Below are 23,372 nucleotides of genomic sequence, written 5' to 3'. Positions count from 1 at the left end.
GGTTTACTTCTCGGCAGAGCATGAGCGACGGTGGTCGCCGACTACGTCAGCACTGACTGAGCAAGTATTGGGATCGTCCCAGTGTTGCGGGCCTTTCCCACCCAGCGCGAGGTAACGCGTTGCGGGTGTAACAGGTCGGCGCGGATGTGCGCCTCATGATCTACCGAGTGGGTCTGCTTCTGGCAGTCCCTCTACAGCGGACTTTGGATTCTTCTGTTTCGCCCTCTCCAAGTCAAGTCGTCTGTGTGGTTAATTGTGGGTAAGCACATGAGAACGCAAGAAAAAACCTGAAAACCGCTACTCTGTTAGTGTCAATTGCGCACTTTTGCCAAGGATTCAGCATGCGAACGCTCCTCCTTACTCTGCTGATCGGCCTCAGCCCGTGGTGTATGGCCGCTCAAATCTACAAATGGGTCGACGCTCAAGGGGTGACCCATTTTGATGCGCAGCCGCCACCGGGTCAGCCGTCGACGACCTTGCAGACGCCCTCTTCGCCTCCACCGAAACCGGCGGCAATGCCGGGCAGTGGTGCACTCGGCGATCAAAAGGCTATCGACGACAAGGTGAAGAAACAGGTCGCCGATCAGCAGACGCAGCTCAAGCAGTTTTGCGAGCAGGCACGCACGAACCTCGCGCAATTGCAGAACAATCCGCGGTTAAGGGAGGAAGTGGAGGGACAGTTGCGCCGGCTGGACGATGCGCAGCGGCAGGAGCGCATCGTGGAAGCGCAGAAACAAATCGCACAGAATTGCGAGTAGACACCTGTAGGAGCTGCCGCAGGCTGCGATCTGTTGATCTTGCTTTAAAAACAGGATCAAAAGATCGCAGCCTGCGGCAGCTCCTACAGTTATCCGGTGTCCGCCGTAAAAAGGATTGAGGCGGTGCCAGCCCGGAAAGGATCGGTTCAGCGCGAGGCAGTGATCAGCAGGTCAAACTCTTTGAGCAGCACCTGCAACTGACGATCCTTGCCACCCAGATTACGCTGGGCGAAGACCATTTCGGCCATTTCCTGAATGCCTGAGGCATTCGGCAATGACAGATCCTGCTCAAGAATCATCTTCATGCGCGGCAGGAAGATCCATTGCAGCCACTGTTCGAAGTCCAGCGTGTCGACCGAAAACGGCTCGACACTGCTCAGCGCTTCCGCTGACGGCTGAACTTCGTCCCACCAGCCTTGAGTGCGCAGCTCTCGCTCGATCAGTAGCAACTGGTCGGCGATTTTCGGGAAACGAGCATCCATCACAGCGAGACCTTGGCCTTCTGTCGGGCCAAAGTGGCACCGGCGGAATCGCCTTGCTTCTCGCGGGCTTGGGCGATGACTTCCCACAGATTGGCCTGCAGGTCCGGACGACCGTTGGCCATGGTCAGCGCACGGCGAGCGAATTGCTCGGCTTGCGGCGCGTCACCTTGAGCCATGCGCACCTGCGCCAGACGATAAAGCACTTGCGGCTCACGCGGAGCGACACGCTGTGCACGCTCCAGGCTGGAAGACGCTCCATTGAGATCGCCTCCGGCCTGTTGCTGCTGAGCGGTGGTCAGCAAGGCGAGTACCGGACCGTCCAACTGCTCGTCCGCCGCCAAGCCACCGCCGCTGCTGGCGGATGGAATACCGCTCGGCGTCGAAGGCATGCTGTAGCTGCCGGAATTGACCGGCGCCGACTCAACCGGCGAAGGCGTGTAAGGCCCCGACGGGATACCACCGGACGCGGGGCCCGGCACGATTGGCGAAGAGCTGATCGGTGTCGACACCGCAGCGCCGCCGCCCGGCCCCATCACCCCCACCCCAGTATCGCCTTGGGGAATAGCCTGAGCCTGGCCCTGCACAGGACGCTTGACCGTCGTCTGACGGAAACCGCCATTGGCCGACATACGCTCGCTGTTGGACACCGCAGTACCGGAATCAACCACCGGGATCGAACCACGCTGTACGGAAGAGCAGCCGCTGAGCAAAACCACGGCAGTCACCGCTGGAATCAACCACTTGTTCACTTGAAACCCTCTTTGCTTAATTCATCCAGCCCTTGACCCAATCCATCACCGACTCGCCGGATGCAGGCGTTTCGCTCGCACACGCGGCGCCGGGTGGCGGTTCGCTGCCGCGAATATACGGCATCTGCACCGCCCCCGGGCAGTTGGCATCGGAGCCCTGCCCGGTACGCGAATCGACCCACGCCTGCACGACGTTGTCCGGCTGCGGCATGTCCAGCGGCAGCGGATCGGCCTTGCGCATGAAACTGGTCCAGACCTGCAGCGCACCGGTCGCACCGGTGAACGGTGTCTTGCCGTTATCGTCGCGCCCCAGCCAGACCACCGCCAGCACATCCTGACTGAAGCCGGCGAACCAGCTGTCGCGGGAATCGTTACTGGTACCGGTCTTGCCCGCCAGCGTCAGGGTCTTGGGCAGCACGTTATAAACGGAGCTGCCGGTACCTTCACGCATCACGCGCTGCATGGCGTTCTGGATCAGATAAATGGACGCCGGATCGAAACGCTGTTCGATCTGGAACGGATAACGCTTGAGCGGTTCGCCCTCGGCGGTCAGTACGCTGCGAATCCCGCGCATCGGCGTGTTGAAACCACCATTGGCGAGGGTCTGATACATGGTGGCGACTTCGATCGGGGTCATGCCGCCAGCACCGAGCAACATCGACGGGAACGCAGGAAATTCGCGTGTCACACCAAGGCGACCCAAGGTCTTGAGCACATTCGGCACGCCCACTTCCAGACCCAGGCGCGAAGTCGAGAGGTTGTAGGAATGCGCCAGGCCCTGATAGAGGAACACGGTGCCGTGGGATCGGCGATCATAGTTCTGCGGCTTCCACACCTGACCGTTCGCACCTTTGACCGACAACGGATCATCCGACAGCCAACTGGTCAGCGTGTACTGGCTCGGCTTTTCCAGCGCAGTCAGATAAACCGCCGGCTTGATCAACGAACCGATTGGGCGCACCGCATCCAGTGCGCGGTTGAACCCGGCATAACTGGCTTGTCGGCTGCCGATCATCGCCTGGACTTCGCCGGTTTCCGGGTTGGTCACGACCATCGCCGCTTCGACATCGTCGGAGCCCTTGCGCCCGGCCAGACGTTTAAAGGTGTCGTTGACCGAAGCCTCGGCTTTCATCTGCAGGATCGGGTCGAAACTGGTGAAGATGCGCAGGCCTTCCTCGGTCAAGTCTTCGTCGCGATAGTCTTCACGCAGCTGACGCTTGACCAGATCGATGAAGCCCGGGAACGAGCTGTCGGCAAGCTTGCCGCGCGTAGTCACGCCCAGCGGCATTTTCTTCGCCGCTTCGACCTGCTCGGCAGTCGCCACGCCCTGCTGCTCAAGCACGTCGAGCACCAGGTTACGTCGTTCCAGCGCACGCTCGGGATTACGACGCGGGTTGTAGTAGGACGGGCCTTTGACCATGCCGACCAGCAATGCAACCTGATGCAGCTTCAACTCGGACAGTGGCTGACCGAAGAAGAACTGGCTGGCCAGACCGAAACCGTGCACTGCACGCTGACCGTCCTGCCCGACGAAGACTTCGTTGAGGTAGGCCTCAAGGATTTCCTTCTTGTCGTAATGCAGCTCCAGCAGCATCGCCATCATTGCTTCGGTGAGCTTGCGGGTCAGGCTGCGTTCACTGGTCAGGTAGAAGTTTTTTACCAACTGCTGGGTCAGCGTACTGCCGCCCTGGGTCATCTTGCCGCCAGAGGTGTTGACCCAGATAGCACGGGCAATCGACTTCGGCGACACGCCCCAGTGGCTGTAGTAATCGCGGTCTTCCACGGCGACCAGTGTTTCGAGCAGATACGGCGGCACCTGATCGAGCTTGATCAGAATGCGGTCTTCGAGATTTTTTGGATAAATGCCGCCGATCATCAGCGGTTCAAGGCGCACCACGGAGAGTTTCGAACCGTTGATTGCCGACAGTTCAGCGACATAGTCCCCGGAGAAACGCACGCGCACTGGCTGCGGTTTTTCCAGGCCTTCATAGAACTGGAAGCCACGGGTGTTCAGATCGACTGTATTGCCATTGACCGCTGCGGCACCGGGACCGTTGCTCACGGCTTCGCGGCGATAGCCGAGGGCATCGAGTTCGGTCAGGAAATCGTCCTTGCTGAGCTTTTGTCCGACGAACAGCTCGAGCGGGCGCGCGTACACCTTGGCCGGGATGGTCCAGCGCTTGCCGGAGAACTTCTCCTGAACCACGGCATCGAGGTAAACGGCGAAGCCAGCCAGCACCACAAGGCCGACCAGACTGAGTTTAATGGCCCAGCTCAACCACGGGTTCAGGCCCTTGGAGGGTGGTTTTTTCTTGGTACGGGGAGATCGGGTTCGAGTCATGGCGGCGGATTATACGCACTTTATTCATCCTCAACAGGAGCGCTCCGAGGTTTGCGTCAGGCTGGCGAGCGGCCATAATGGCCGCATCGAATTTCCCCCCAGTCTCTGAAGGATCGCCCGTGAGCCAGTCACTGATCGCTGCCCTGCAAAACCCGGCCCTCTACCCGCACCCCGTCGAAGGGTTCCAGGTCATCGAAACCCATATCTCTTGGGTGATCCTCACCGGTCCCTTTGCCTATAAAGTGAAGAAGCCGGTCAATTTCGGCTTCCTCGACTTCACCGGCCTCGATTCACGCGCACATTTCTGCGCTGAAGAGCTGCGCCTGAACCAGCGCCTGACCGACGATTTGTATCTGGAAGTGTTGCCAGTGACCGGTAGCGTCGAAGCACCGCAACTGGGCGGCGACGGCCCGGCCATCGAATATGTGCTGAAAATGCGCCAATTCCCGCAGACCGGCATGCTCAGCACCCTGCAAGCCAACGGCGAGCTGACCACCCAGCACATCGATGAGATGGCCGAGCAGATCGCGCGTTTCCACCTGAGTGCGCCGAAAGTCCCGGCTGAGCACGACGCAGGCACCCCGGACAGCGTAATGGCGCCGGTGTCGCAAAACTTCGAGCAGATCCTGCCGTTCCTCAGCGACAAGAACGATCTGCTGCAGCTCGAGGCTTTGAAAGCCTGGGCCGAAAGCAGCTTCGAACGTCTCAAGCCGTTGTTCGCTCAGCGCAAGACCGAAGGTTTCACCCGTGAATGCCACGGCGATATCCACTTGGGTAACGCCACGGTCATCGACGGCAAAGTAGTGATCTTCGACTGCATCGAGTTCAACGAACCGTTCCGCTTCACCGACGTTTGGGCCGACACCGGTTTCCTCGCGATGGACCTGGAAGACCGCGGCCTGAAATCCCTGGCCCGCCGTTTCATCAGCCAGTACCTGGAGCTGACCGGCGACTATCAAGGTCTGGAAGTGCTGAACTTTTACAAAGCCTACCGTGCCCTGGTTCGCGCCAAGGTTGCCCTGTTCAGCATGCCGGCGGACGCGACCCCGGTGCAGCGCGCCACCACTCTGCGCCAGTACCGCAACTACGCCAACCTGGCCGAAAGCTACAGCACCATTCCTTCGCGCTTCATGGCAATCACCCACGGCGTATCCGCTGTCGGCAAGAGCCATGTAGCCATGCGTCTGGTCGAAGCGCTGGGCGCGATTCGCCTGCGCTCCGATGTTGAACGCAAGCGTTTGTTCGGTGAGCAAACCGTCGACAACAATGTACAGGCCGGCATTTACAGCGCTGACGCCAGCGCCGCGACCTACGCACGCTTGCATGAAATCGCTGAAGTGATCCTGCACGCCGGTTTCCCGGTAGTGATTGACGCCACTTACTTGAAGCGTGAGCAGCGCGACAACGCGGCGAAAATCGCTGAAGCCACCGGTACGCCGTTCCTGATCCTCGACTGCAACGCGCCGCAAGCGGTCATCGAGAGCTGGCTGGCGATTCGTCAGGCCGACCAGAAGGATCCGTCCGACGCCACCCTCGCGGTGATCGAAGCACAGCAAGCCAACCGCGAAGCGCTGACACCAGAAGAAATCCTGCGCAGCAAACGCGTGCAGACCAATGAATCCGGCACGCTGGACACCGTGGTCGCGCAGATCCGTCAGCGCCTGCCAGGCTTGTAAGAAACTATTTCGGTCGTGAAGCCCTCGCTTGCTTCACGGCCGTCAAATAGTGGCACTATACTGGCGTCATAAAACCAACGGTGATATGACATGAGCCAGCCGAAACTTCTCGACACCCCGCTATACGCCTTGCTGCACAAAGACGACATCACAGGTTTCAACAAGGAACGGCCGCAAGACGGCCCGATCGACATGGTCGGCGGCGACTTCCGTGGTCTTGATCTGCGTGAACTGAACGCCGATGGCGTGGATTTCCGGGACGCGTACTTCCGTTCCGCCGATTTGCGTGGCATCGATTTCCGTAATGCATCGCTGGAAGGTGCGAGCCTGGCCCACGCGCAGATTTCCGGGGCGTACTTTCCCCCTGAGCTGAGCGCCGACGAGATTCTGATGTCGATGAATTTCGGTACGCGTTTGCGTTATCGCACTCGCTGAAATAACCATCCAGCGCCTTCCCTGTAGGAGTGAGCCTGCTCGCGATAGCGGTTTAACATTCAACACATGTGTGCCTGCCAGTCCGCTATCGCGAGCAGGCTCACTCCTACATTGATATGTGTGTTTTCTCCGTCCTTTCTGCGCTCGCAGGCCTTTCAAACTTCTTTTCTTAGAAGCATTTGCGTCGAATCCGACCAAAGAACCACGCTTTTCCTACTGATGGCTACACTCCTGAGAAGCTCGCCCACGCACCATTCGGCCGTCGCAAGGAGGCTTGATGAATGATGAACTGCAACACCTGAAGAATCTTGGCAAGACGTCGGCGCAATGGCTGCATGCCGTGGGCATCCACAGCGCCTCGGACTTGCGTCGCCTGGGCGCGGTGGACGCCTACCGGGCCGTGCGTACCCGCGGGTTTCGCGCATCGAAGGTGTTGTTGTATGCGATCGAAGGCGCGCTGATGGATGTGCACTGGAACGACATTCCCGCCGAGCGCAAGGACGCCCTGAACAAGCAGCTCGATGCCATTTCCTCGCGTCACAAGAACTGAACGGGCGCTGACCGCCATGTATTTACTGGGGGACCAATCGGCACACGCCGACGCACTGATCAATCGCTTGCAGAGTTTGCCTGGGCAATGGCTCGAAGGCCTCGCCCCCTGTGGCGCGATTGTCGAACTGCAGGCAACGGATGATTTGCTCGCGCAGTTGCCAGATGATCAGCTTTTTCTGCTCAGCGAAGGCGTGATCAACGGCTGCATCGGCGCGCGCCCACTGTTTTACTGGCAGGAAGGTGATTTGATCGGCCTTCAGCAAGGTGAAGAGTGGGGCGACTGCCGCTTTTGCAGTGACGGGCCATTGCGCTTGCAACCCTATCATCGCCACGCGCTTTTTCAGCATCTGTATGCCGATGCTTCCCGAGCAGATCAATTTCTCGCATACCTGCTGGGGCAAATGGCAATCCTCGCTCACGCAGTGGCAGAGTTGAAGCCGCGAGAGTTTCGCAGCACCAACGGCTTCAAACGGGTCGAGGCAGGTGAAGTCCTGATCCATCAGGGCGACGCCGCCGATCACGTCTTTGTGATCATCGACGGACATGCCGAGGCATTCGTCGATGGGCAAAAGGTGGGCGATGTGCCCAAGGACGAAATTTTTGGCGCCATGGCAGTGTTCACTGGCGAACCGCGCAATGCTACGGTGATCACTCGCGATCCGAGCACCGTGATGCTGATTCCCGGCGACCAGTTTTTAAGCATGACTCGATCCAATCCGAAGATCGCGCATAGCTTGATCGAAAGCATGGCGCGGCGCATTGGCCAACTGAACACCCAGCTCACTCAATTGACGAGAGCCGAAGGTTAGCGCGAAGCCTTTGTTTTCGGGGTGTTCCGGCCATTTCGTCGACTAAATCAAATAAATGCAGAATCAGTTGTTGACTCCGTAATGAGAATCGCTATGATTATCACAACTGGTCGCGAGATCAGTCGATATTCTGAAAAGCCCTTGGTTCGGACTCTCAGATTATCTCCTCATCAGGCTAATCACGGTTATTTGACCCGGTTTTTACCGGGTCTTTTTTTGCCTGTGGAAAAGTCATTTGCCGAATTGTTTGCGCATCTGTTCGCAATAGTCCTGCTTTGGCGTGGCGGCTGTGTACCAAACGTAATCGGCCATCGCGGCTGTTACCTCGCCGCCCTGCTCTGCCAATATCAAAACCGCAGGGGCTTCAGTGGCGCCCAAATCCACAATATGCAACGGCACACCGACGTCCTTGCGCGCATGCCACGCCCCGGCCAGTAACAAAGAAGGTTTCGCTGCAGCCAACAGGCGCTCGGCCATACGCCGATCACGTTGTTGCTGAACGGCGAGCATCGCCGGCATCTGTGATTCTGGCAGCAAGCCACAGTGGGAATCACTGATCTGTTCCAGCAGCGTTTTTTTCACCGACGCCGCATTAGTGCGCGCACCGCTCAGAGCTGAAGCATTGCGATAGAAAGCGCGGATTTCGCTGTTTTCAAGATTGGCCGCCAGCAGCGGATAAGGCTGCGCGAGGGCGAAGCGCACAATCGGGCCATAAAGATTCCAGTCCCAGCCATCCTGCCAGGCCAATGCAACAGGAAGATCAGCGGGTGGCGAAGCAGGCTGGCGCAGGGCATCGACTTTGGGCTGCTGATCCGGCGTGAGCATTTCCAATAATAGACTCCCTTGCGGCCGTCGCTCACCAAGGGACTGCAACAACCACAGCTGCGCGGCGTGATGATCGGCATTGTCATGCTGCTCACCGATGATCACTTGCTCAGGCGCAGCAAGCCGATTGACCAGTTGCTGCGCCGTCAGCACCTCGCCATTGCGCAAATCGCGAATCTCGCCACTGATCGGCGGTGGCGCAACCACATGCTGACACCCCGCGAGCCACACCACTGCTAATAGCCACAAGCCACGCATGCAATCACCTCGATGACAGGATCAGCGGGCGATGATCAGCGGATGCCCACGCTCCGGGTGCGGTTGCACCAAGACTTCAAGACCGAACACAGCTTTCAGCGTATCCGGCCGCAGCACTTGCTCCGGCGTATCCAGAGCCACCGGACGCCCGCCTTCAAGCAGCAGAATGCGATCACAATAGCGCGCCGCCAGATTCAGATCATGCAGGATCACCAATACCGCTGCGCCACGGTCGGCAAACTCACGCACCGCTTGCAAGGTGGTGTGCTGATGCAGCGGATCGAGCATTGACGTTGGCTCATCGAGCAACAATGTCTGCCCCGCCTGCCCCGGCCAGAGTTGTGCCAGCACTCGCGCCAGATGCCCCCGCTGACGTTCACCGCCGGACAACGCCAGATAACTGCGACCGCTCAGATGCCCGGCATCCGCTGCCGCCAGCGCCGCCGCAATAATTTCGTCATCGCGCACCTGGCCGCTTTGATAGGGCAAGCGACCCATACCGACCACTTCCTCAACGCGAAAGGCAAAATCCAGAGTCGAGACCTGCGGCAGCACCGCCAGACGCTGGGCGCGTTGCGTGCCCGTCCAACGCGCCAACGCCTCACCATCGAGAGAAACCCCGCCTTCAATGGCGGTCAGTTCACCGCAGAGAGCGCCCAGCAATGTACTTTTGCCGGCACCGTTGGGCCCCAACACACCGAGCACTTCGCCCGGTTCAAGTTGCAGGGTCAATCCGCTGAGTACCGTTTTGCGGCCGCGCAGGATCTGTAGATTGTGCGCACGCAGCATCAGGCACGCCCTCGCAGCAGCAGATAGAGAAAGAACGGCGCGCCGATAAACGCCGTAACGATACCGATCGGCAACTCCGCTGGCGCCAGGGCCAATCGCGCCACCAGATCAGCCAGCAACAACAGGCTCGCGCCCGCCAGTACCGACGCCGGCAGTAACACTTTGTGATCCGGCCCTGCGAGCAGACGCACCAGGTGCGGCACCACCAACCCGACGAAACCGATCATGCCCGCCGCTGCCACCGCTGCGCCAACACCCAGCGCCGTACAGAACACCAGTTCACGTTTGAGCCGCTCGACATCAATGCCCAAATGCCCTGCCTCGGATTCCCCGAGCAGCAGCGCATTCAGCGCCTTGGCCCGACGCGGCAACCATAACGCAACCCCGGCGCTGATGATCAGCAACGGCCAAAGCCGCGAGTAACTGGCGCCATTGAGGCTGCCGAGGTTCCAGAACGTCAGCGTACGCAGGGTCGCGTCGTCGGCCAGATAAGTGAACAGGCCAACCGCCGAACTGGCCAGCGCGGTCAGGGCGATGCCCGCCAGCAGCATGGTTGCAACGTTAGTCTGACCGTTGCGGCGACCGAGGCGATAAACCAGCGCCGTGACGCCAAGCCCGCCAAGAAACGCGCACACCGACAACAGATAAGGCCCGAACCACTCCGGCAAACCACCGAAAAAAGAGCCGCCGACAATCGCAATCGCCGCGCCCAACGCCGCGCCACTGGAAACCCCAACCAGCCCCGGATCCGCCAGCGGATTACGAAACAAGCCCTGCATCGCCACGCCGGACAAGGCCAGCACGCCGCCGACCGCCAATCCAAGCAAAGTACGCGGCAGACGAATCTGCCCCAGAATCAGTTCAGCCTGCTCCAGACCGTCCGGCGCCAGCGGCACGCCGAGCATGCGCAACGCCGCGCGCAAGGTATCGAACAGCGGCAGGCTCACCGGCCCCAGCGCCAATGACAGCCAGATCGCCAGCAAACACAGAAGCGTCAGGCCAATAAACAAGCCACGGGGTTTTACCAATGTGGTCATTGGCCGCTCTTGGCCGGGTAGAAACCGTCAGACAGGGTTTTCAGTGCGGCTGGCAGACGCGGTCCGAGCCCACCGACGAGCAGCGTCGGATCCAGCTCCAGCACGCGCCCGGCCTTGGCCGCACGGCTTGAATTGAGAATCGGGTTTTCCTTGAACAGCGCTGCTTTCGCCGCCTCACCGGTCAGCGCACGATCAGCGAACACCAGCACTTCAGGATCGGGGCTGGCGAGGGATTCCACGGAAAACGGCTTGTAACCGGTGTGCGTCGCCAGGTTATGCCCGCCCGCCTGCTGCAGCAGCCAGTCGGCGGCAGTGTCCTTGCCGGCGATCAACGGCTTGCCGCCCGCGTGGCCGAGCAGCAACAGTACGCCGGGCGCTTTCTGCTTGGATTGCGTGTCAGTGACTCGTGCTTTCTGCGCATCGAGTTGCTGTTGATAACTTTGCAGCAACTGCGTTGCCTGCGCTTCAGCGCCAAGCAACCGGCCCAGATGTGTGAGGTTGTTCTCCAGCGTCGGCAAATCCGGTTGAGCCGAAAACAATTCGACTTGAACCTTGGCCGCTTTCACCTGCGCAAGCACGGGTGGCGGGCCCATTTCTTCGGTGCCGATGAGGATGTCCGGACGCAGGCTGAGAATACCTTCTGCCGAAAGACTGCGCTGATAACCAATGCTCGGCAGCGCCTTCAAGGATTCAGGATGTTGGCTGGTGGTATCGACGCCGACCAGTTTTGACTCGCCCCCCAATGCCGCGACCCACTCCGACAACGCGCCGCCAGCGCTGACCCACCGTTGCGGCAAATCGGCCGCTGCAGCCTGATGGCTGACGAACAGTCCGGCACACAGCACGACAACGCGGGTACTCAGGCGCATACACAGCTTCCTTGAAAGACGTTTTTCCCGGGCATCCGGATAACAGGCCAAGTATCCTCGACCCTGCCAGCCGCCCTGCGGACGAAGGCCGCCATTTGATAATTGTTTGCATTTAAACGTCAAGCTCGGACATATCCAGACACGAGCGGACAGTAGAGGATAGTCATGAAGTTTCTCTGCGCGGGCGCCGAGCTCGCCGAAGCCGCCAGCCGTGGGTTTGAAGTCGACGGAAAAAAGCTCTTTGCCGTGCGCCGCAGCGGCCAGGCCTACGTTTATCTGAATCGCTGCCCGCACCGTGGCGTCGGGCTGGAATGGCACCCCGACCAGTTTCTCGACCCGAGCAACAGCCTGATCCAGTGCGCCACCCACGGCGCACTGTTTCTCATCGAGGACGGTGAATGCGTGGCCGGGCCCTGCGCCGGGCAAGCACTCACCGCCATCCCTTGCCGCGAAGACGCGCAAGGCCTGTGGATCGATGTTTAACCGTTGAGCAATACATCGAGACGGCGATCGATGACCATTTCTTCGTGGTTCAAGCGAACGCCGTACGCCAGCACTTCAACACCACATGCCACCGCTTCGCGCAGCGCCTGGGCATAAGCCGAATCAATTTCTTCGGCAGGACGCACCGCTTCGATCCCGGTCAGATTCACGCAGTACAACTGCACCGCGCGAATGCCGTCCCGCGCCAGATGCGCTAATTCGCGCAGGTGCTTGGCGCCACGCTGGGTCACGGCATCAGGAAACGCCGCCACCGCCGTGCCATCGAAGCCCAAGGTGACGCTTTTCACCTCGACGTAAGCCGGGCCGCTCGGGTATTCGAGGCGAAAATCGATGCGGCTTTTTTCCTGGCCGTACGCCACTTCGCGTTTCAACGCAGTGAAACCGTTCAACTCGGTGATCGCGCCCGCCTGCAAGGCTTCTTCGACCAGCCCGTTGGCGCGCCCGGTGTTTACGCAAAACAAGCGGCCCTGCGGGGTTTCGCCGATTTCCCAAGTGCCGGGCAATTTGCGTTTCGGGTCATTGGAGCGGCTGAACCAGACCTGCCCGCCCTCGACCTGACAATTGAGCATCGAACCGGTGTTCGGGCAGTGAATGGTCAGCAACTCGCCGCTAACGGTTTCGATATCGGCGAGAAAACGCTTGTAGCGACGGATCAGCCGCGCTTCTTCAAGTTCCGGATAAAAGCGCATCAGCCTTGCCAACTCTTCAAGCCACGCGCGATGCGTTCCACCGCTTCCTGTAAGCGAGGGAGATTTTGCGTGTAGGCAAAACGCACATGGTGACTGGCCTGATAGCGACCGAAGTCCAGTCCCGGCGTGAACGCGACATGTTCGGTTTCGAGGAAATGACGGCAGAACGCGAAGGCATCACCGCCGAACTGGCTGATATCGGCGTACAAATAGAACGCGCCCTCAGGCTCCACGGCAATGTTGAATCCCAACTCGCGCAACGCCGGCAGGAGGAAATCGCGACGACGACCGAATTCGGCGCGGCGCTCTTCCAGAATGGCGATGGTATCGGGTTCAAAACAGGCCAGCGCCGCGTGTTGCGCCATGCTCGGCGCACTGATGTAGAGATTCTGCGCCAGCTTTTCCAGCTCACTGACCGCCGCCTCCGGCGCCACCAGCCAGCCGAGGCGCCAACCGGTCATGCCGAAATACTTGGAAAAGCTGTTCAACACAAACGCACTGTCATCGACTTCCAGCACGCTGGCAGCATCGGTGCCGTACGTCAGACCGTGATAGATCTCGTCCACCACCAGATGGCCGTGTCTGGCCTTGATGGCTGTAGATAACCCGGCCAGCTCATCGCGAGTCAGAATCGTGCCGGTCGGGTTGGCCGGCGAGGCGACCAGTGCACCGACGCTATCGTGATCCCAATGACGCTCGACCAGATCCGGGGTCAGTTGATAACGCACGTCCGGCCCTACAGGGACAAGCTGCGCTGCGCCTTCGACCAAACGCAGGAAATGGCGGTTGCACGGATAACCGGGATCCGCCAAGAGCCAGTGTTTCCCGGGATCGACCAGCAACGCACTGGCCAGCAACAGCGCACCGGAACCGCCCGGAGTGATCAGAATCCGTCGTGGATCAATGTCTAGGCCGTAACGCGATTGATAAAACCCGGCAATCGCCTCACGCAGTTCAGGAATGCCGCGCGCAGCGGTGTAACGGGTCTTGCCTGCCGTCAGCGCCGCTTGCCCGGCACGGATGATCGGCTCGGCCGTAGTGAAGTCCGGCTCGCCGATTTCCAGATGGATCACGTCGTGGCCTTCAGCCTGTAATTCATTGGCTCGCGCCAGCAGCGCCATCACATGGAACGGTTCGATCGCACGACTGCGCGCACTGTAAGGCTGAGCCATTGGTTTTCCTTCGGCAGGGAAAAAGAGACGATTCTACCCATCTGCCGGAACGAGCGAGAACCCGTAGCGGTCACAGCCTCGAGAACGCTGGACTGTAACGATATGAGCGTACGCTCCAGGATTGACTAAAATCAGTGATTGAACAGGTCTTCAACACCACCAGACACGGCTTGCCAAACATTTGCAAGCGCCACCCGCCGGGGCCTCGACATCCGGGAGTAGCGCAGGCCGATTTGATCTGGTAAGTTCGCCCGCTTGCAGCCGCAGGGCCGGCAGGTGTCGGTGATGGAGCAATCCTGCGCAATGGATTACAAGAGTAGAGGCGGTCCATTTCATGCCCACCCAAGCAAAGCAACAGCAGCAAACGGCGATCAGTGGCTTCGAACCTTACGTTCAGGCCAAAGACGAAGAGTACATGGGCAAACCCATGCGCGCGCACTTCACCAAGATCCTGACCAAGTGGAAACTGGACTTGATGCAGGAAGTCGACCGAACTGTTGATCACATGAAGGACGAAGCGGCCAACTTTCCCGACCCGGCCGACCGTGCCAGTCAGGAAGAAGAGTTCGCCCTTGAACTGCGTGCCCGTGATCGCGAGCGCAAGCTGATCAAGAAGATCGACAAGACACTGCAACTGATCGAAGACGGCGAATACGGCTGGTGCGATTCGTGCGGCATCGAGATCGGCGTCAAGCGCCTTGAAGCCCGTCCTACCGCCGACATGTGCGTCGACTGCAAGAACCTGGCTGAGATCAAGGAAAAGCAGGTCGGCAAGTAATCTCGACCTGAACGAAAAACGGAGCGTGCGAACGCTCCGTTTTTGTTTCTGCCTTTTGCCTTTGCCTTTGCCTTTTGTAGGAGTGAGCCTGCTCGCGATAGCGGTGGGTCAGTCAATATCGGTGTTGAATGTCACACCGTTATCGCGAGCTGGCTCACTCCTACAAGTTGACCTGCGTATAGCCTGAAAAGTAGTTTCGTCTTCATGACTGCCAAAACACCCCCCGCCTACATCGGCCGCTTCGCCCCAACCCCCAGTGGCCACCTGCACTTCGGTTCGCTGGTTGCCGCCCTCGCCTCCTACCTCGACGCGCGCTCGGTCGGCGGTCGCTGGCTGGTGCGCATGGAAGATCTCGATCCGCCCCGTGAAGAGCCCGGTGCGCAAGCGGCAATCCTCAAGGCGCTGGAAAGCTATGGCTTCGAATGGGACGGCGACATGGTGCGTCAGAGCGATCGGCACGACGCCTACGCCGACGTTCTCAACAGCCTGTTCAATCACGGTCTCGCGTACGCCTGCACCTGCTCGCGCAAACAGCTCGAAGCGTACAACGGCATTTATCCGGGCCTGTGCCGCAATCTCGGCCACGACCAGCAAGACGCCGCCATCCGCCTGCGCGTGCCGGAACTGGAATACCACTTCATCGACCGCGTGCAGGGTGAATACCGCCAGCATCTGGGGCGCGATGTCGGCGATTTCGTCATCCGCCGGCGCGACGGGCTCTACGCCTATCAACTGGCCGTGGTGCTCGATGATGCGTGGCAAGGCATCACCGACATTGTGCGCGGCGCCGATCTGCTCGACTCGACTCCGCGTCAGCTGTATCTGCAAGAACTGCTCGGCCTGCGCCAACCGCGTTATCTGCACCTACCGCTGATTACCCAACCGGACGGTAACAAGCTCGGCAAGACCTACCGTTCGCCACCGCTGCAGGCTGATCAAGCCACGCCGTTGTTGCTGCGAGCCCTGCGCGCCCTGGGGCAAAACCCCGGTGCCGAACTGGCGCACGCCTCGCCGCAAGAACTGCTCAGTTGGGGCAGCAAGCATTGGGATGCGACGAAGATACCGCGCACACTGACCCTGCCCGAGGCGCAACTGCTATGACGACACTTGCAGTCGCGCGCCCATCCGTTACCATCGCCGCACGTTTTCGGGCACGCGCATAAAAAAGAGAGGCCGGGATGTACATCTATCGCTTGGTCCTGCTTTTAGTCGTGGGGATCTATCTGTTTTCCCCCGCCATCATGGATTGGTGGATCGACGCTACGGGCGCCTGGTATCGCCCCTATCTGCTTTGGCTGATCCTGATTGTCGTGACCTTCATCCTGCAGAGCCAAAAAGATGCCGATGAGCTTTAGCCTGACCCAGATGATCCTGATCAGCGCCGCGTACCTGGCGGTGCTGTTCGGCGTTGCCTGGATCAGCGAACGGGGCATGATCCCGCGGGCAATCATTCGCCACCCGTTGACCTACACCTTGTCGCTGGGGGTTTACGCCAGTGCCTGGGCGTTCTACGGCACGGTCGGCCTCGCGTATCAGTACGGTTATGGCTTTCTGTCCAGCTACCTCGGCGTGTCCGGCGCGTTTCTGCTGGCGCCGGTGTTGCTCTATCCGATCCTGAAAATTACCCGCACCTATCAACTGTCGTCGCTGGCCGATCTGTTCGCGTTCCGTTTTCGCAGTACCTGGGCCGGTGCACTGACAACGATTTTCATGCTGATCGGTGTACTGCCCTTGCTGGCGTTGCAGATTCAGGCGGTGGCCGACTCCATTGGCATTCTGACTGGCGAGCCGATTCAGAGCCGCGTGGCATTGGCGTTCTGCGCGCTGATCATTCTGTTCACGATTTTTTTCGGCTCACGCCACATCGCTACCCGCGAGAAACACGAAGGCCTGGTGTTCGCGATTGCCTTCGAATCGGTGATCAAACTGATCGCCCTCGGCGGCGTCGGCCTGTATGCGCTGTACGGTGTGTTCGACGGCCCGCAACAGCTTGAACTGTGGCTGCTGCAAAACCAGACCGCCCTCGCCGCCCTGCACACACCATTGCAGGAAGGCCCTTGGCGGACACTGCTGCTGGTGTTCTTCGCCTCGGCGATCGTGATGCCGCACATGTATCACATGACCTTTACCGAAAACCTAAATCCGCGCTCGCTGGTCAGTGCGAGCTGGGGCTTACCGCTGTTCCTGCTGCTGATGAGTCTGGCAGTGCCGCTGATTCTCTGGGCCGGCCTGAAGCTCGGTGCCACGACCAATCCGGAATATTTCACCCTTGGTATCGGTATCGCCGCCAACAGCAAACCGCTGGCGTTGCTCGCCTATGTCGGCGGTCTGTCGGCGGCCAGCGGCCTGATCATAGTCACCACCCTGGCGCTGTCAGGGATGGCACTGAACCACTTGGTTCTGCCGCTCTATCAGCCGCCGGCTGAAGGCAATATCTACCGCTGGCTGAAATGGACCCGCCGGGCGCTGATCGTCGCGATCATCATGGCCGGCTTCGGCTTCTACCTGATGCTCGGCGCCGAGCAGGATCTGGCCAACCTCGGCATCGTCGCGTTTGTCGCGACCCTGCAATTCCTGCCGGGCGTGTTGTCGGTATTGTATTGGCCGACTGCTAACCGTCGTGGCTTCATTGCCGGTCTGCTGGCGGGGATTCTGGTCTGGGTGGTGACCATGCTGCTGCCGCTGGTCGGCAATCTGCAGGGTTTCTACATTCCGCTGTTGAACATGATTTACGTGCTCGACGACACCAGTTGGCACATGGCGGCCATCGCCTCGCTCGCCGCCAACGTGCTGATGTTCACCCTGATCTCGCTGTTCACCAATGCCAGTCCGGAAGAAGCCAGCGCCGCCGAGGCCTGCGCGGTGGACAACGTCCGTCGCCCGCAACGCCGCGAACTGCACGCCGCCTCCCCGCAGGAATTCGCCACACAGTTGGCGAAACCGCTGGGCGCCAAGGCTGCGCAAAAAGAAGTCGAACAAGCGCTGCGTGACCTTTACCTGCCCTTCGACGAACGCCGCCCTTACGCCTTGCGCCGTTTGCGTGACCGCATCGAAGCCAACCTCTCCGGCCTGATGGGCCCGAGCGTCGCGCAGGACATGGTTGAAACCTTCCTGCCGTACAAGGCTGGCGGCGAAAACTATGTGACCGAAGACATTCACTTCATCGAAAGCCGCCTCGAGGATTATCACTCGCGCCTCACCGGTCTGGCCGCCGAACTCGATGCCCTGCGCCGCTACCACCGCCAGACCCTGCAGGAACTGCCGATGGGCGTCTGCTCGCTGGCCAAGGATCAAGAGATCCTGATGTGGAACAAGGCCATGGAAGAACTCACCGGGATCGCCGCGCAGCGCGTGGTCGGTTCGCGCCTGAGCACCATTGGCGAGCCGTGGAAAGAATTGCTCCAGGGTTTCATCAACCTGCCCGACGAACATTTGCACAAACAGCATCTGGCCCTCGACGGTCAGACCCGCTGGCTGAACCTGCACAAAGCCGCTATCGATGAGCCGTTGGCGCCGGGCAACAGCGGTTTGGTGTTGCTGGTCGAGGATCTGACCGAAACGCAGATGCTCGAAGACAAACTGGTGCACTCCGAACGTCTGGCCAGCATCGGTCGCCTCGCGGCGGGTGTGGCCCACGAAATCGGCAACCCGGTCACCGGCATCGCCTGTCTGGCGCAGAACCTGCGCGAGGAACGCGAAGAAGACGACGAGCTGACGGAAATCAGCGGGCAGATTCTCGAACAGACCAAACGCATATCGCGCATCGTCCAGTCGTTGATGAGTTTCGCCCACGCCGGCAGCCATCAGCACAGCGACGAGCCCGTTTGTCTGGCGGAAGTGGCACAGGACGCCATCGGGCTGCTGGCGCTGAACCGACGCAATTTCGAAGTGCAGTTCTACAACCTGTGCGACCCCGATCACTGGGTCGAAGGCGACCCGCAGCGACTCGCCCAGGTCTTGATCAATCTGCTCTCCAACGCCCGCGACGCCTCGCCGCCGCACAGTGCGGTACGGGTCAAGAGCGAAGCCGGCGAACACACGGTCGATCTGATCGTCGAAGACGAAGGCAGCGGTATTCCGAAGAACATCATGGATAGATTGTTCGAACCCTTCTTCACCACCAAGGATCCTGGCGAAGGCACCGGTCTGGGCCTTGCACTGGTCTATTCCATCGTTGAAGAGCATTATGGACAAATCACCATCGACAGCCCGGCTGATGTACAAAGCCAACGCGGCACCCGTATCCGGGTGACCTTACCGCGTCATGTCGAAGCGACGTCCGCTGTGAACTGAGACCGTCGAGAGTATCGAATCAATGCCGCACATTTTGATCGTCGAAGACGAAACAATTATCCGCTCCGCCTTGCGCCGCCTGCTGGAACGCAACCAGTACCAGGTCAGCGAAGCCGGTTCAGTGCAGGAAGCACAAGAACGCTTCACCATTCCTACGTTCGATCTGATCGTCAGCGATCTGCGTTTGCCGGGCGCGCCGGGCACCGAGCTGATCAAGCTCGGCCAGGGCACGCCAGTGCTGATCATGACCAGTTACGCCAGCCTGCGTTCTGCAGTCGACTCGATGAAGATGGGCGCGGTGGACTACATCGCCAAGCCTTTCGACCACGATGAAATGCTTCAGGCTGTCGCGCGGATCCTGCGTGACCGCCAATCGGCCCCTGCTGCCGGCGAGCCCGTTGCCGTGAAAACGACCAACGGCAGCGGCAAATCCGCGGTCGACAACAGCAACGGAGAGATCGGCATCATAGGTTCCTGCCCGCCGATGCAGGATCTGTACAGCAAGATCCGCAAAGTTGCGCCGACCGACTCCAATGTGTTGATCCAGGGCGAGTCCGGCACCGGTAAAGAGCTGGTAGCCCGCGCCCTGCACAACCTGTCGAAACGCGCCAAGGCACCGATGATCTCGGTGAACTGCGCGGCCATCCCGGAAAGCCTGATCGAGTCCGAACTGTTCGGCCACGAAAAAGGCGCGTTCACTGGCGCCAGCGCCGGGCGCGCCGGTCTGGTCGAAGCGGCGGACGGCGGCACGTTGTTCCTCGACGAAATCGGTGAGCTGCCACTGGAAGCCCAGGCCCGCCTGCTGCGCGTGTTGCAGGAAGGCGAGATTCGCCGGGTCGGTTCGGTGCAGTCGCAGAAGGTCGATGTACGACTGATCGCGGCGACTCACCGGGATTTGAAAAGCCTGGCGAAAATCGGCCAGTTCCGTGAAGACCTTTATTACCGCCTGCACGTGATCGCGCTGAAACTGCCTGCGCTGCGCGAGCGCGGTGCCGATGTCAACGAAATCGCCACGGCCTTCCTCGCGCGCCAGAGCGCACGCATCAACCGTACCGACCTGAAATTTGCCGCGGATGCCGAACAGGCGATTCGTCACTATTCCTGGCCGGGTAACGTGCGTGAGCTGGAGAACGCAGTCGAGCGCGCGGTGATTCTCAGCGAAAGCCCGGAGATCTCTGCCGACCTGCTGGGCATCGACATCGAGCTGAGCGACCTGGAAGACGACGAGTTCATCGGCCTGCCGCCACAAACGGCGGGTAACGCCAGCAACAGCAGCCATGAGCCGACCGAAGACCTGTCGCTGGAAGACTACTTCCAGCACTTCGTTCTTGAGCATCAGGACCACATGACCGAGACCGAACTGGCGCGCAAACTGGGCGTCAGCCGCAAATGCCTGTGGGAACGCCGTCAGCGTCTGGGCATCCCGCGGCGCAAGACCGGGGTCGCCAGCGAGAGCTGAACGTTACCTGTCGAGTGTGCGGGTAACGCTTGAAGATGTGAAAAAACTGTTACCTCAGTCGATTCACGTAACAGAAGCCGGGGTTATCGGTAACGAAACCCCGGCTTTTTTTCGTCCCGAGAAAACGGTTATATCGACCTAACCCTTTGTTTTACTGGGCTTCGCAAAAGTTGGCACGACCCCTGCTATATGTTTGGTACAAGAACAATAACAAGCAATGCACAAGACAATAAAAATAAGACGAATCGACTCACGCACAATAAAAACAAGACGGCGAGAGGCGCAGCTAACTGATTCTTTTGGAGAGGCGTTGTATTTGGGGCTTGCCCCACGACCAGGCCGAGAACAACAAAAACTGTCCTAAGACAGAGCCTGTACTGGTTGGATCGTAAGATCACTGCAATTCAGCGACCAAAGCAATCCGTTTGCTCTTGGCTCCCGATTGGGAGGGTCACGAAGGAAACACTTCGTGGCGAGGGCACTCAACAAAAACAAGAAGCCCGAATCAATAATAAAAAGAGCACGCAACTACTTCTTGGGGAGCTTCGGCTCCCCTTGTAGTTTCTCCTCCGCTGCAAAATCCCCCATTTTTATCGCGCGCGATGCCTGTAGCCTGCGGCTTGCAGCTCAAATCGGCCGTGTCCTACACCATCCCCCGACTAAATGCTAGAATCTGCGCCCATCATGCGGTCATTCTTTGGTATGGCCGAACATTCCTTCAAACAGTGCATCCCATGCTGAAGAAGTTGTTCCAGTCATTCCGAGCTCCCGTGCGTCGTACGCAACACATCCGCAGCACCCCTGAAGTGCTCAACAGCGGCCAACATTCGCTGCAGAAAACGCAATTCAGCCGCTATGCGGTGAATATCGTTGAACGCCTGCAAGGTGCCGGTTACCAGGCTTATCTGGTCGGCGGTTGCGTGCGTGACATGCTGCTGGGCATCACGCCCAAGGATTTCGACGTCGCCACCAGCGCCACCCCCGAGCAAGTCCGTGCCGAATTCCGCAATGCGCGAATCATCGGCCGTCGCTTCAAACTGGTGCATATCCATTTCGGTCGCGAAATCATTGAAGTCGCGACCTTCCGCGCCAATCACCCGGTCAACGAAGACGACGAAGACAGCAACCAGTCTTCGCGTAACGAGAGCGGGCGGATTCTGCGCGACAACGTTTACGGCACCCTGGAAGAAGACGCGCAACGCCGCGACTTCACCATCAACGCCCTGTATTACGATCCGGTCAGCGAGCGCATCCTCGATTACGCCAACGGCGTACACGACATCCGCAACCACCTGATCCGCCTGATCGGCGACCCGAAGCAGCGCTATCAGGAAGACCCGGTGCGCATGCTGCGGGCCGTGCGTTTCGCCGCCAAGCTCAACTTCGGCATCGAAAAGCACACCGTACAGCCGATCCGTGAACTGGCGCCGATGCTGCGCGAGATCCCGTCGGCGCGTCTGTTCGAAGAAGTGCTCAAGCTGTTCCTCTCGGGCCACGCCGCGATCACCTTCGAAATGCTCGTCGATCTGCAACTGTTCGCCCCGCTGTTCCCGGCCAGTGCCGATGCGCTGGAACACAACCCGGAATACACCCACACGCTGATCAGCGAAGCGTTGACCAACACCGACCTGCGCATCAAGCAGAACAAACCGGTGACCCCGGCGTTCCTGTTTGCCGCGCTGCTGTGGCCTGCCCTGCCGGCCCGCGTGTTGCGCCTGCAGGAACGTGGCATGCCGCCGATTCCGGCGATGCAGGAAGGTGCGCACGAGCTGATCGCCGAGCAGTGCCAGCGCATCGCGATTCCAAAGCGCTTCACCATGCCGATCCGCGAGATCTGGGACATGCAGGAACGCCTGCCACGCCGCAGCGGCAAACGCGCCGACCTGTTGCTGGACAACCCGCGTTTCCGTGCCGGTTACGACTTCCTCCTGCTGCGTGAAAGTGCGGGCGAGGAAACTGATGGCCTCGGCGAATGGTGGACGGACTATCAGGACGCCAACGACAGCGAGCGTCGCGACATGATCCGCGACCTCAGTGGCAAAGGTGATGACGCCAGTGGCGCGCCACGCAAACGTCGCCGCAGCGGTGGCTCCAAGCGCAAACGCGCCGGCGCCCCGAGCGCCACGGGCGAATAAGCGATGGAACGCATCTATATCGGCATGGGCAGCAACCTCGCTGACCCTGCCGAACAATTGCGCAGCGCCGTCGAGGCGCTGGGGCAATTGCCGCAGACCACGCTTGCTGGCGTTTCCGCCTTCTATCAAAGTGATTCCCTGTTGCCGGGCCAGCCGCGTTACACCAACGCGGTGGCGGCACTCGACAGCTCGCTTGCACCGCTGGAATTGCTCGATGCCTTGCAAGCGATCGAGAACGATCAAGGGCGTGAACGCCTGGAGCGTTGGGGCCCGCGTACGCTGGATCTGGACATTCTGCTGTTCGGCGATCGACTGATCGACGAGCCGCGCCTGCAAGTCCCGCATTACCAGATTCAGGAACGTGCGTTCGTGCTCTATCCCCTCGCCGAACTGGCGCCGCAGGATCTGCGCCTTGCCGACGGCCGAAACCTCCCCGAACTGCTGGCAGCCTGCCCGTTCGTCGGCCTGGAACGCTTCCCCCACGCCTGACGCAAATCCGCCCTTTGTAGGAGCTGCGGAACGCTGCGATCTTTTGATCTTCAAAACCAAGATCAAAAGATCGCAGCGTTCCGCAGCTCCTACAGGGAATAGCGTTTACCCTCAGGATTTTGTCAGACAAAAACCCCGCGAATCAGCCCTGCCGCGCCGCTGAATCGCATCAGTAACGCCGGTAACACTCCCCTCGTAACAATGCGGTAACACACGCAATTGACTTCCTGTTGGCTCATCACGACTATAGGCGTCCCGCTGCCGCCAACCCGG

General features: G+C 59.9%; 22 protein-coding genes. 13 read left to right on the top strand and 9 right to left on the bottom strand.

Going from position 1 to position 23,372, the window contains the following annotated elements:
* Positions 1 to 341 precede the first annotated feature (341 nt).
* Positions 342 to 758 carry a DUF4124 domain-containing protein gene (locus AK821_RS25090; protein ID WP_064392515.1) on the top strand — a complete coding sequence of 139 codons (417 nt, stop codon included), beginning with the start codon at positions 342 to 344 and terminating at the stop codon, positions 756 to 758.
* 146 nt (positions 759 to 904) lie between these two features.
* On the opposite strand, the gene AK821_RS25085 is transcribed toward AK821_RS25090, so the two are convergent.
* Genes AK821_RS25085 through mrcB form a run of 3 tightly spaced genes read right to left on the bottom strand, consistent with a single transcriptional unit; the run spans position 905 to position 4,330 of the window.
* Positions 905 to 1,240: a YqcC family protein gene (locus AK821_RS25085; protein ID WP_064392513.1), complete on the bottom strand. Its 336-nt coding sequence runs from the start codon at positions 1,238 to 1,240 to the stop codon at positions 905 to 907.
* Positions 1,240 to 1,989, bottom strand: a complete 750-nt coding sequence (locus tag AK821_RS25080; protein ID WP_064392511.1) for a tetratricopeptide repeat protein — start codon at positions 1,987 to 1,989, stop codon at positions 1,240 to 1,242. The genes AK821_RS25085 and AK821_RS25080 overlap by 1 nt, the downstream gene beginning before the upstream one ends.
* A gap of 16 nt (positions 1,990 to 2,005) precedes the next feature.
* The gene (gene mrcB, locus AK821_RS25075) at positions 2,006 to 4,330 is read right to left on the bottom strand and encodes a penicillin-binding protein 1B (RefSeq protein ID WP_064392509.1); all 2,325 of its coding nucleotides are present in this window, start codon (positions 4,328 to 4,330) and stop codon (positions 2,006 to 2,008) included.
* A gap of 119 nt (positions 4,331 to 4,449) precedes the next feature.
* On the opposite strand from mrcB, the gene AK821_RS25070 reads away from it, so the two are divergent.
* From AK821_RS25070 to AK821_RS25055, 4 genes are all read left to right on the top strand, one after another.
* Positions 4,450 to 6,006, top strand: a complete 1,557-nt coding sequence (locus AK821_RS25070) for a bifunctional aminoglycoside phosphotransferase/ATP-binding protein (protein ID WP_064392507.1) — start codon at positions 4,450 to 4,452, stop codon at positions 6,004 to 6,006.
* Positions 6,007 to 6,096: 90 nt separating this feature from the next.
* Complete coding sequence (locus AK821_RS25065; RefSeq protein WP_007909940.1) at positions 6,097 to 6,441, top strand: pentapeptide repeat-containing protein; 345 nt, start codon at positions 6,097 to 6,099, stop codon at positions 6,439 to 6,441.
* 277 nt (positions 6,442 to 6,718) lie between these two features.
* A complete protein-coding gene (locus AK821_RS25060) occupies positions 6,719 to 6,991 on the top strand; it encodes a TfoX/Sxy family protein (RefSeq protein ID WP_064392505.1) in 273 nt (90 codons plus the stop codon).
* A gap of 16 nt (positions 6,992 to 7,007) precedes the next feature.
* A complete protein-coding gene (locus AK821_RS25055) occupies positions 7,008 to 7,802 on the top strand; it encodes a Crp/Fnr family transcriptional regulator (protein WP_064392503.1) in 795 nt (264 codons plus the stop codon).
* Positions 7,803 to 8,033: 231 nt separating this feature from the next.
* Here AK821_RS25055 and AK821_RS25050 read toward each other — a convergent pair whose 3' ends face one another.
* The 4 genes from AK821_RS25050 to AK821_RS25035 are packed head-to-tail and all read right to left on the bottom strand — an operon-like array spanning position 8,034 to position 11,580.
* Entirely contained in the window at positions 8,034 to 8,885 is an 852-nt protein-coding gene (locus tag AK821_RS25050; protein WP_064392502.1) for a ChaN family lipoprotein, read from the bottom strand.
* A gap of 21 nt (positions 8,886 to 8,906) precedes the next feature.
* The gene (locus tag AK821_RS25045; RefSeq protein WP_064392499.1) at positions 8,907 to 9,674 is read right to left on the bottom strand and encodes a heme ABC transporter ATP-binding protein; all 768 of its coding nucleotides are present in this window, start codon (positions 9,672 to 9,674) and stop codon (positions 8,907 to 8,909) included.
* Positions 9,674 to 10,657, bottom strand: coding sequence for a FecCD family ABC transporter permease (locus AK821_RS25040; protein WP_163024085.1), 984 nt, complete (start codon positions 10,655 to 10,657; stop codon positions 9,674 to 9,676). The genes AK821_RS25045 and AK821_RS25040 overlap by 1 nt, the downstream gene beginning before the upstream one ends.
* Positions 10,658 to 10,707: 50 nt before the next feature.
* Complete coding sequence (locus tag AK821_RS25035; protein ID WP_064392495.1) at positions 10,708 to 11,580, bottom strand: heme/hemin ABC transporter substrate-binding protein; 873 nt, start codon at positions 11,578 to 11,580, stop codon at positions 10,708 to 10,710.
* A gap of 165 nt (positions 11,581 to 11,745) precedes the next feature.
* Here AK821_RS25035 and AK821_RS25030 point away from each other — a divergent pair, with 165 nt between their 5' ends.
* Positions 11,746 to 12,063: a Rieske (2Fe-2S) protein gene (locus tag AK821_RS25030; protein WP_064392493.1), complete on the top strand. Its 318-nt coding sequence runs from the start codon at positions 11,746 to 11,748 to the stop codon at positions 12,061 to 12,063.
* Here AK821_RS25030 and sfsA read toward each other — a convergent pair.
* Together sfsA and AK821_RS25020 are read right to left on the bottom strand one after the other, a co-directional pair.
* Positions 12,060 to 12,773, bottom strand: coding sequence for a DNA/RNA nuclease SfsA (sfsA, locus tag AK821_RS25025; protein WP_064392491.1), 714 nt, complete (start codon positions 12,771 to 12,773; stop codon positions 12,060 to 12,062). The genes AK821_RS25030 and sfsA overlap by 4 nt on opposite strands.
* Positions 12,773 to 13,945 (bottom strand): pyridoxal phosphate-dependent aminotransferase, encoded by a 1,173-nt coding sequence (locus AK821_RS25020; RefSeq protein WP_064392490.1) that lies wholly within the window; start codon positions 13,943 to 13,945, stop codon positions 12,773 to 12,775. The genes sfsA and AK821_RS25020 overlap by 1 nt, the downstream gene beginning before the upstream one ends.
* Before the next feature lie 334 nt (positions 13,946 to 14,279).
* On the opposite strand from AK821_RS25020, the gene dksA reads away from it, so the two are divergent.
* The 7 genes from dksA (at position 14,280) to folK (ending at position 23,099) form a co-directional block, all read left to right on the top strand.
* Complete coding sequence (gene dksA / locus AK821_RS25015; protein ID WP_007909922.1) at positions 14,280 to 14,723, top strand: RNA polymerase-binding protein DksA; 444 nt, start codon at positions 14,280 to 14,282, stop codon at positions 14,721 to 14,723.
* A gap of 204 nt (positions 14,724 to 14,927) precedes the next feature.
* Positions 14,928 to 15,824: a tRNA glutamyl-Q(34) synthetase GluQRS gene (gene gluQRS / locus AK821_RS25010; protein WP_064392487.1), complete on the top strand. Its 897-nt coding sequence runs from the start codon at positions 14,928 to 14,930 to the stop codon at positions 15,822 to 15,824.
* Between the two features lie 77 nt (positions 15,825 to 15,901).
* Positions 15,902 to 16,078, top strand: coding sequence for a hypothetical protein (locus AK821_RS30630; RefSeq protein ID WP_003176118.1), 177 nt, complete (start codon positions 15,902 to 15,904; stop codon positions 16,076 to 16,078).
* Positions 16,062 to 19,016 (top strand): sensor histidine kinase, encoded by a 2,955-nt coding sequence (locus AK821_RS25000; protein WP_161806676.1) that lies wholly within the window; start codon positions 16,062 to 16,064, stop codon positions 19,014 to 19,016. Before AK821_RS30630 ends, AK821_RS25000 begins: the two co-directional genes overlap by 17 nt.
* 22 nt (positions 19,017 to 19,038) lie before the next feature.
* The gene (locus tag AK821_RS24995) at positions 19,039 to 20,475 is read left to right on the top strand and encodes a sigma-54-dependent transcriptional regulator (RefSeq protein WP_064392482.1); all 1,437 of its coding nucleotides are present in this window, start codon (positions 19,039 to 19,041) and stop codon (positions 20,473 to 20,475) included.
* A gap of 734 nt (positions 20,476 to 21,209) precedes the next feature.
* Complete coding sequence (locus AK821_RS24990) at positions 21,210 to 22,610, top strand: polynucleotide adenylyltransferase PcnB (protein ID WP_064392480.1); 1,401 nt, start codon at positions 21,210 to 21,212, stop codon at positions 22,608 to 22,610.
* 3 nt (positions 22,611 to 22,613) lie between these two features.
* A complete protein-coding gene (gene folK / locus AK821_RS24985; protein ID WP_064392478.1) occupies positions 22,614 to 23,099 on the top strand; it encodes a 2-amino-4-hydroxy-6-hydroxymethyldihydropteridine diphosphokinase in 486 nt (161 codons plus the stop codon).
* Positions 23,100 to 23,372 lie beyond the last annotated feature (273 nt).

Origin of the sequence: Pseudomonas sp. RIT-PI-r, assembly GCF_001297015.1 — a bacterium.
Classification (GTDB): Bacteria; Pseudomonadota; Gammaproteobacteria; order Pseudomonadales; family Pseudomonadaceae; genus Aquipseudomonas.
Note: the sequence above shows the minus strand (reverse complement) of the source record. Positions and strands in the feature narration are given on the sequence as shown.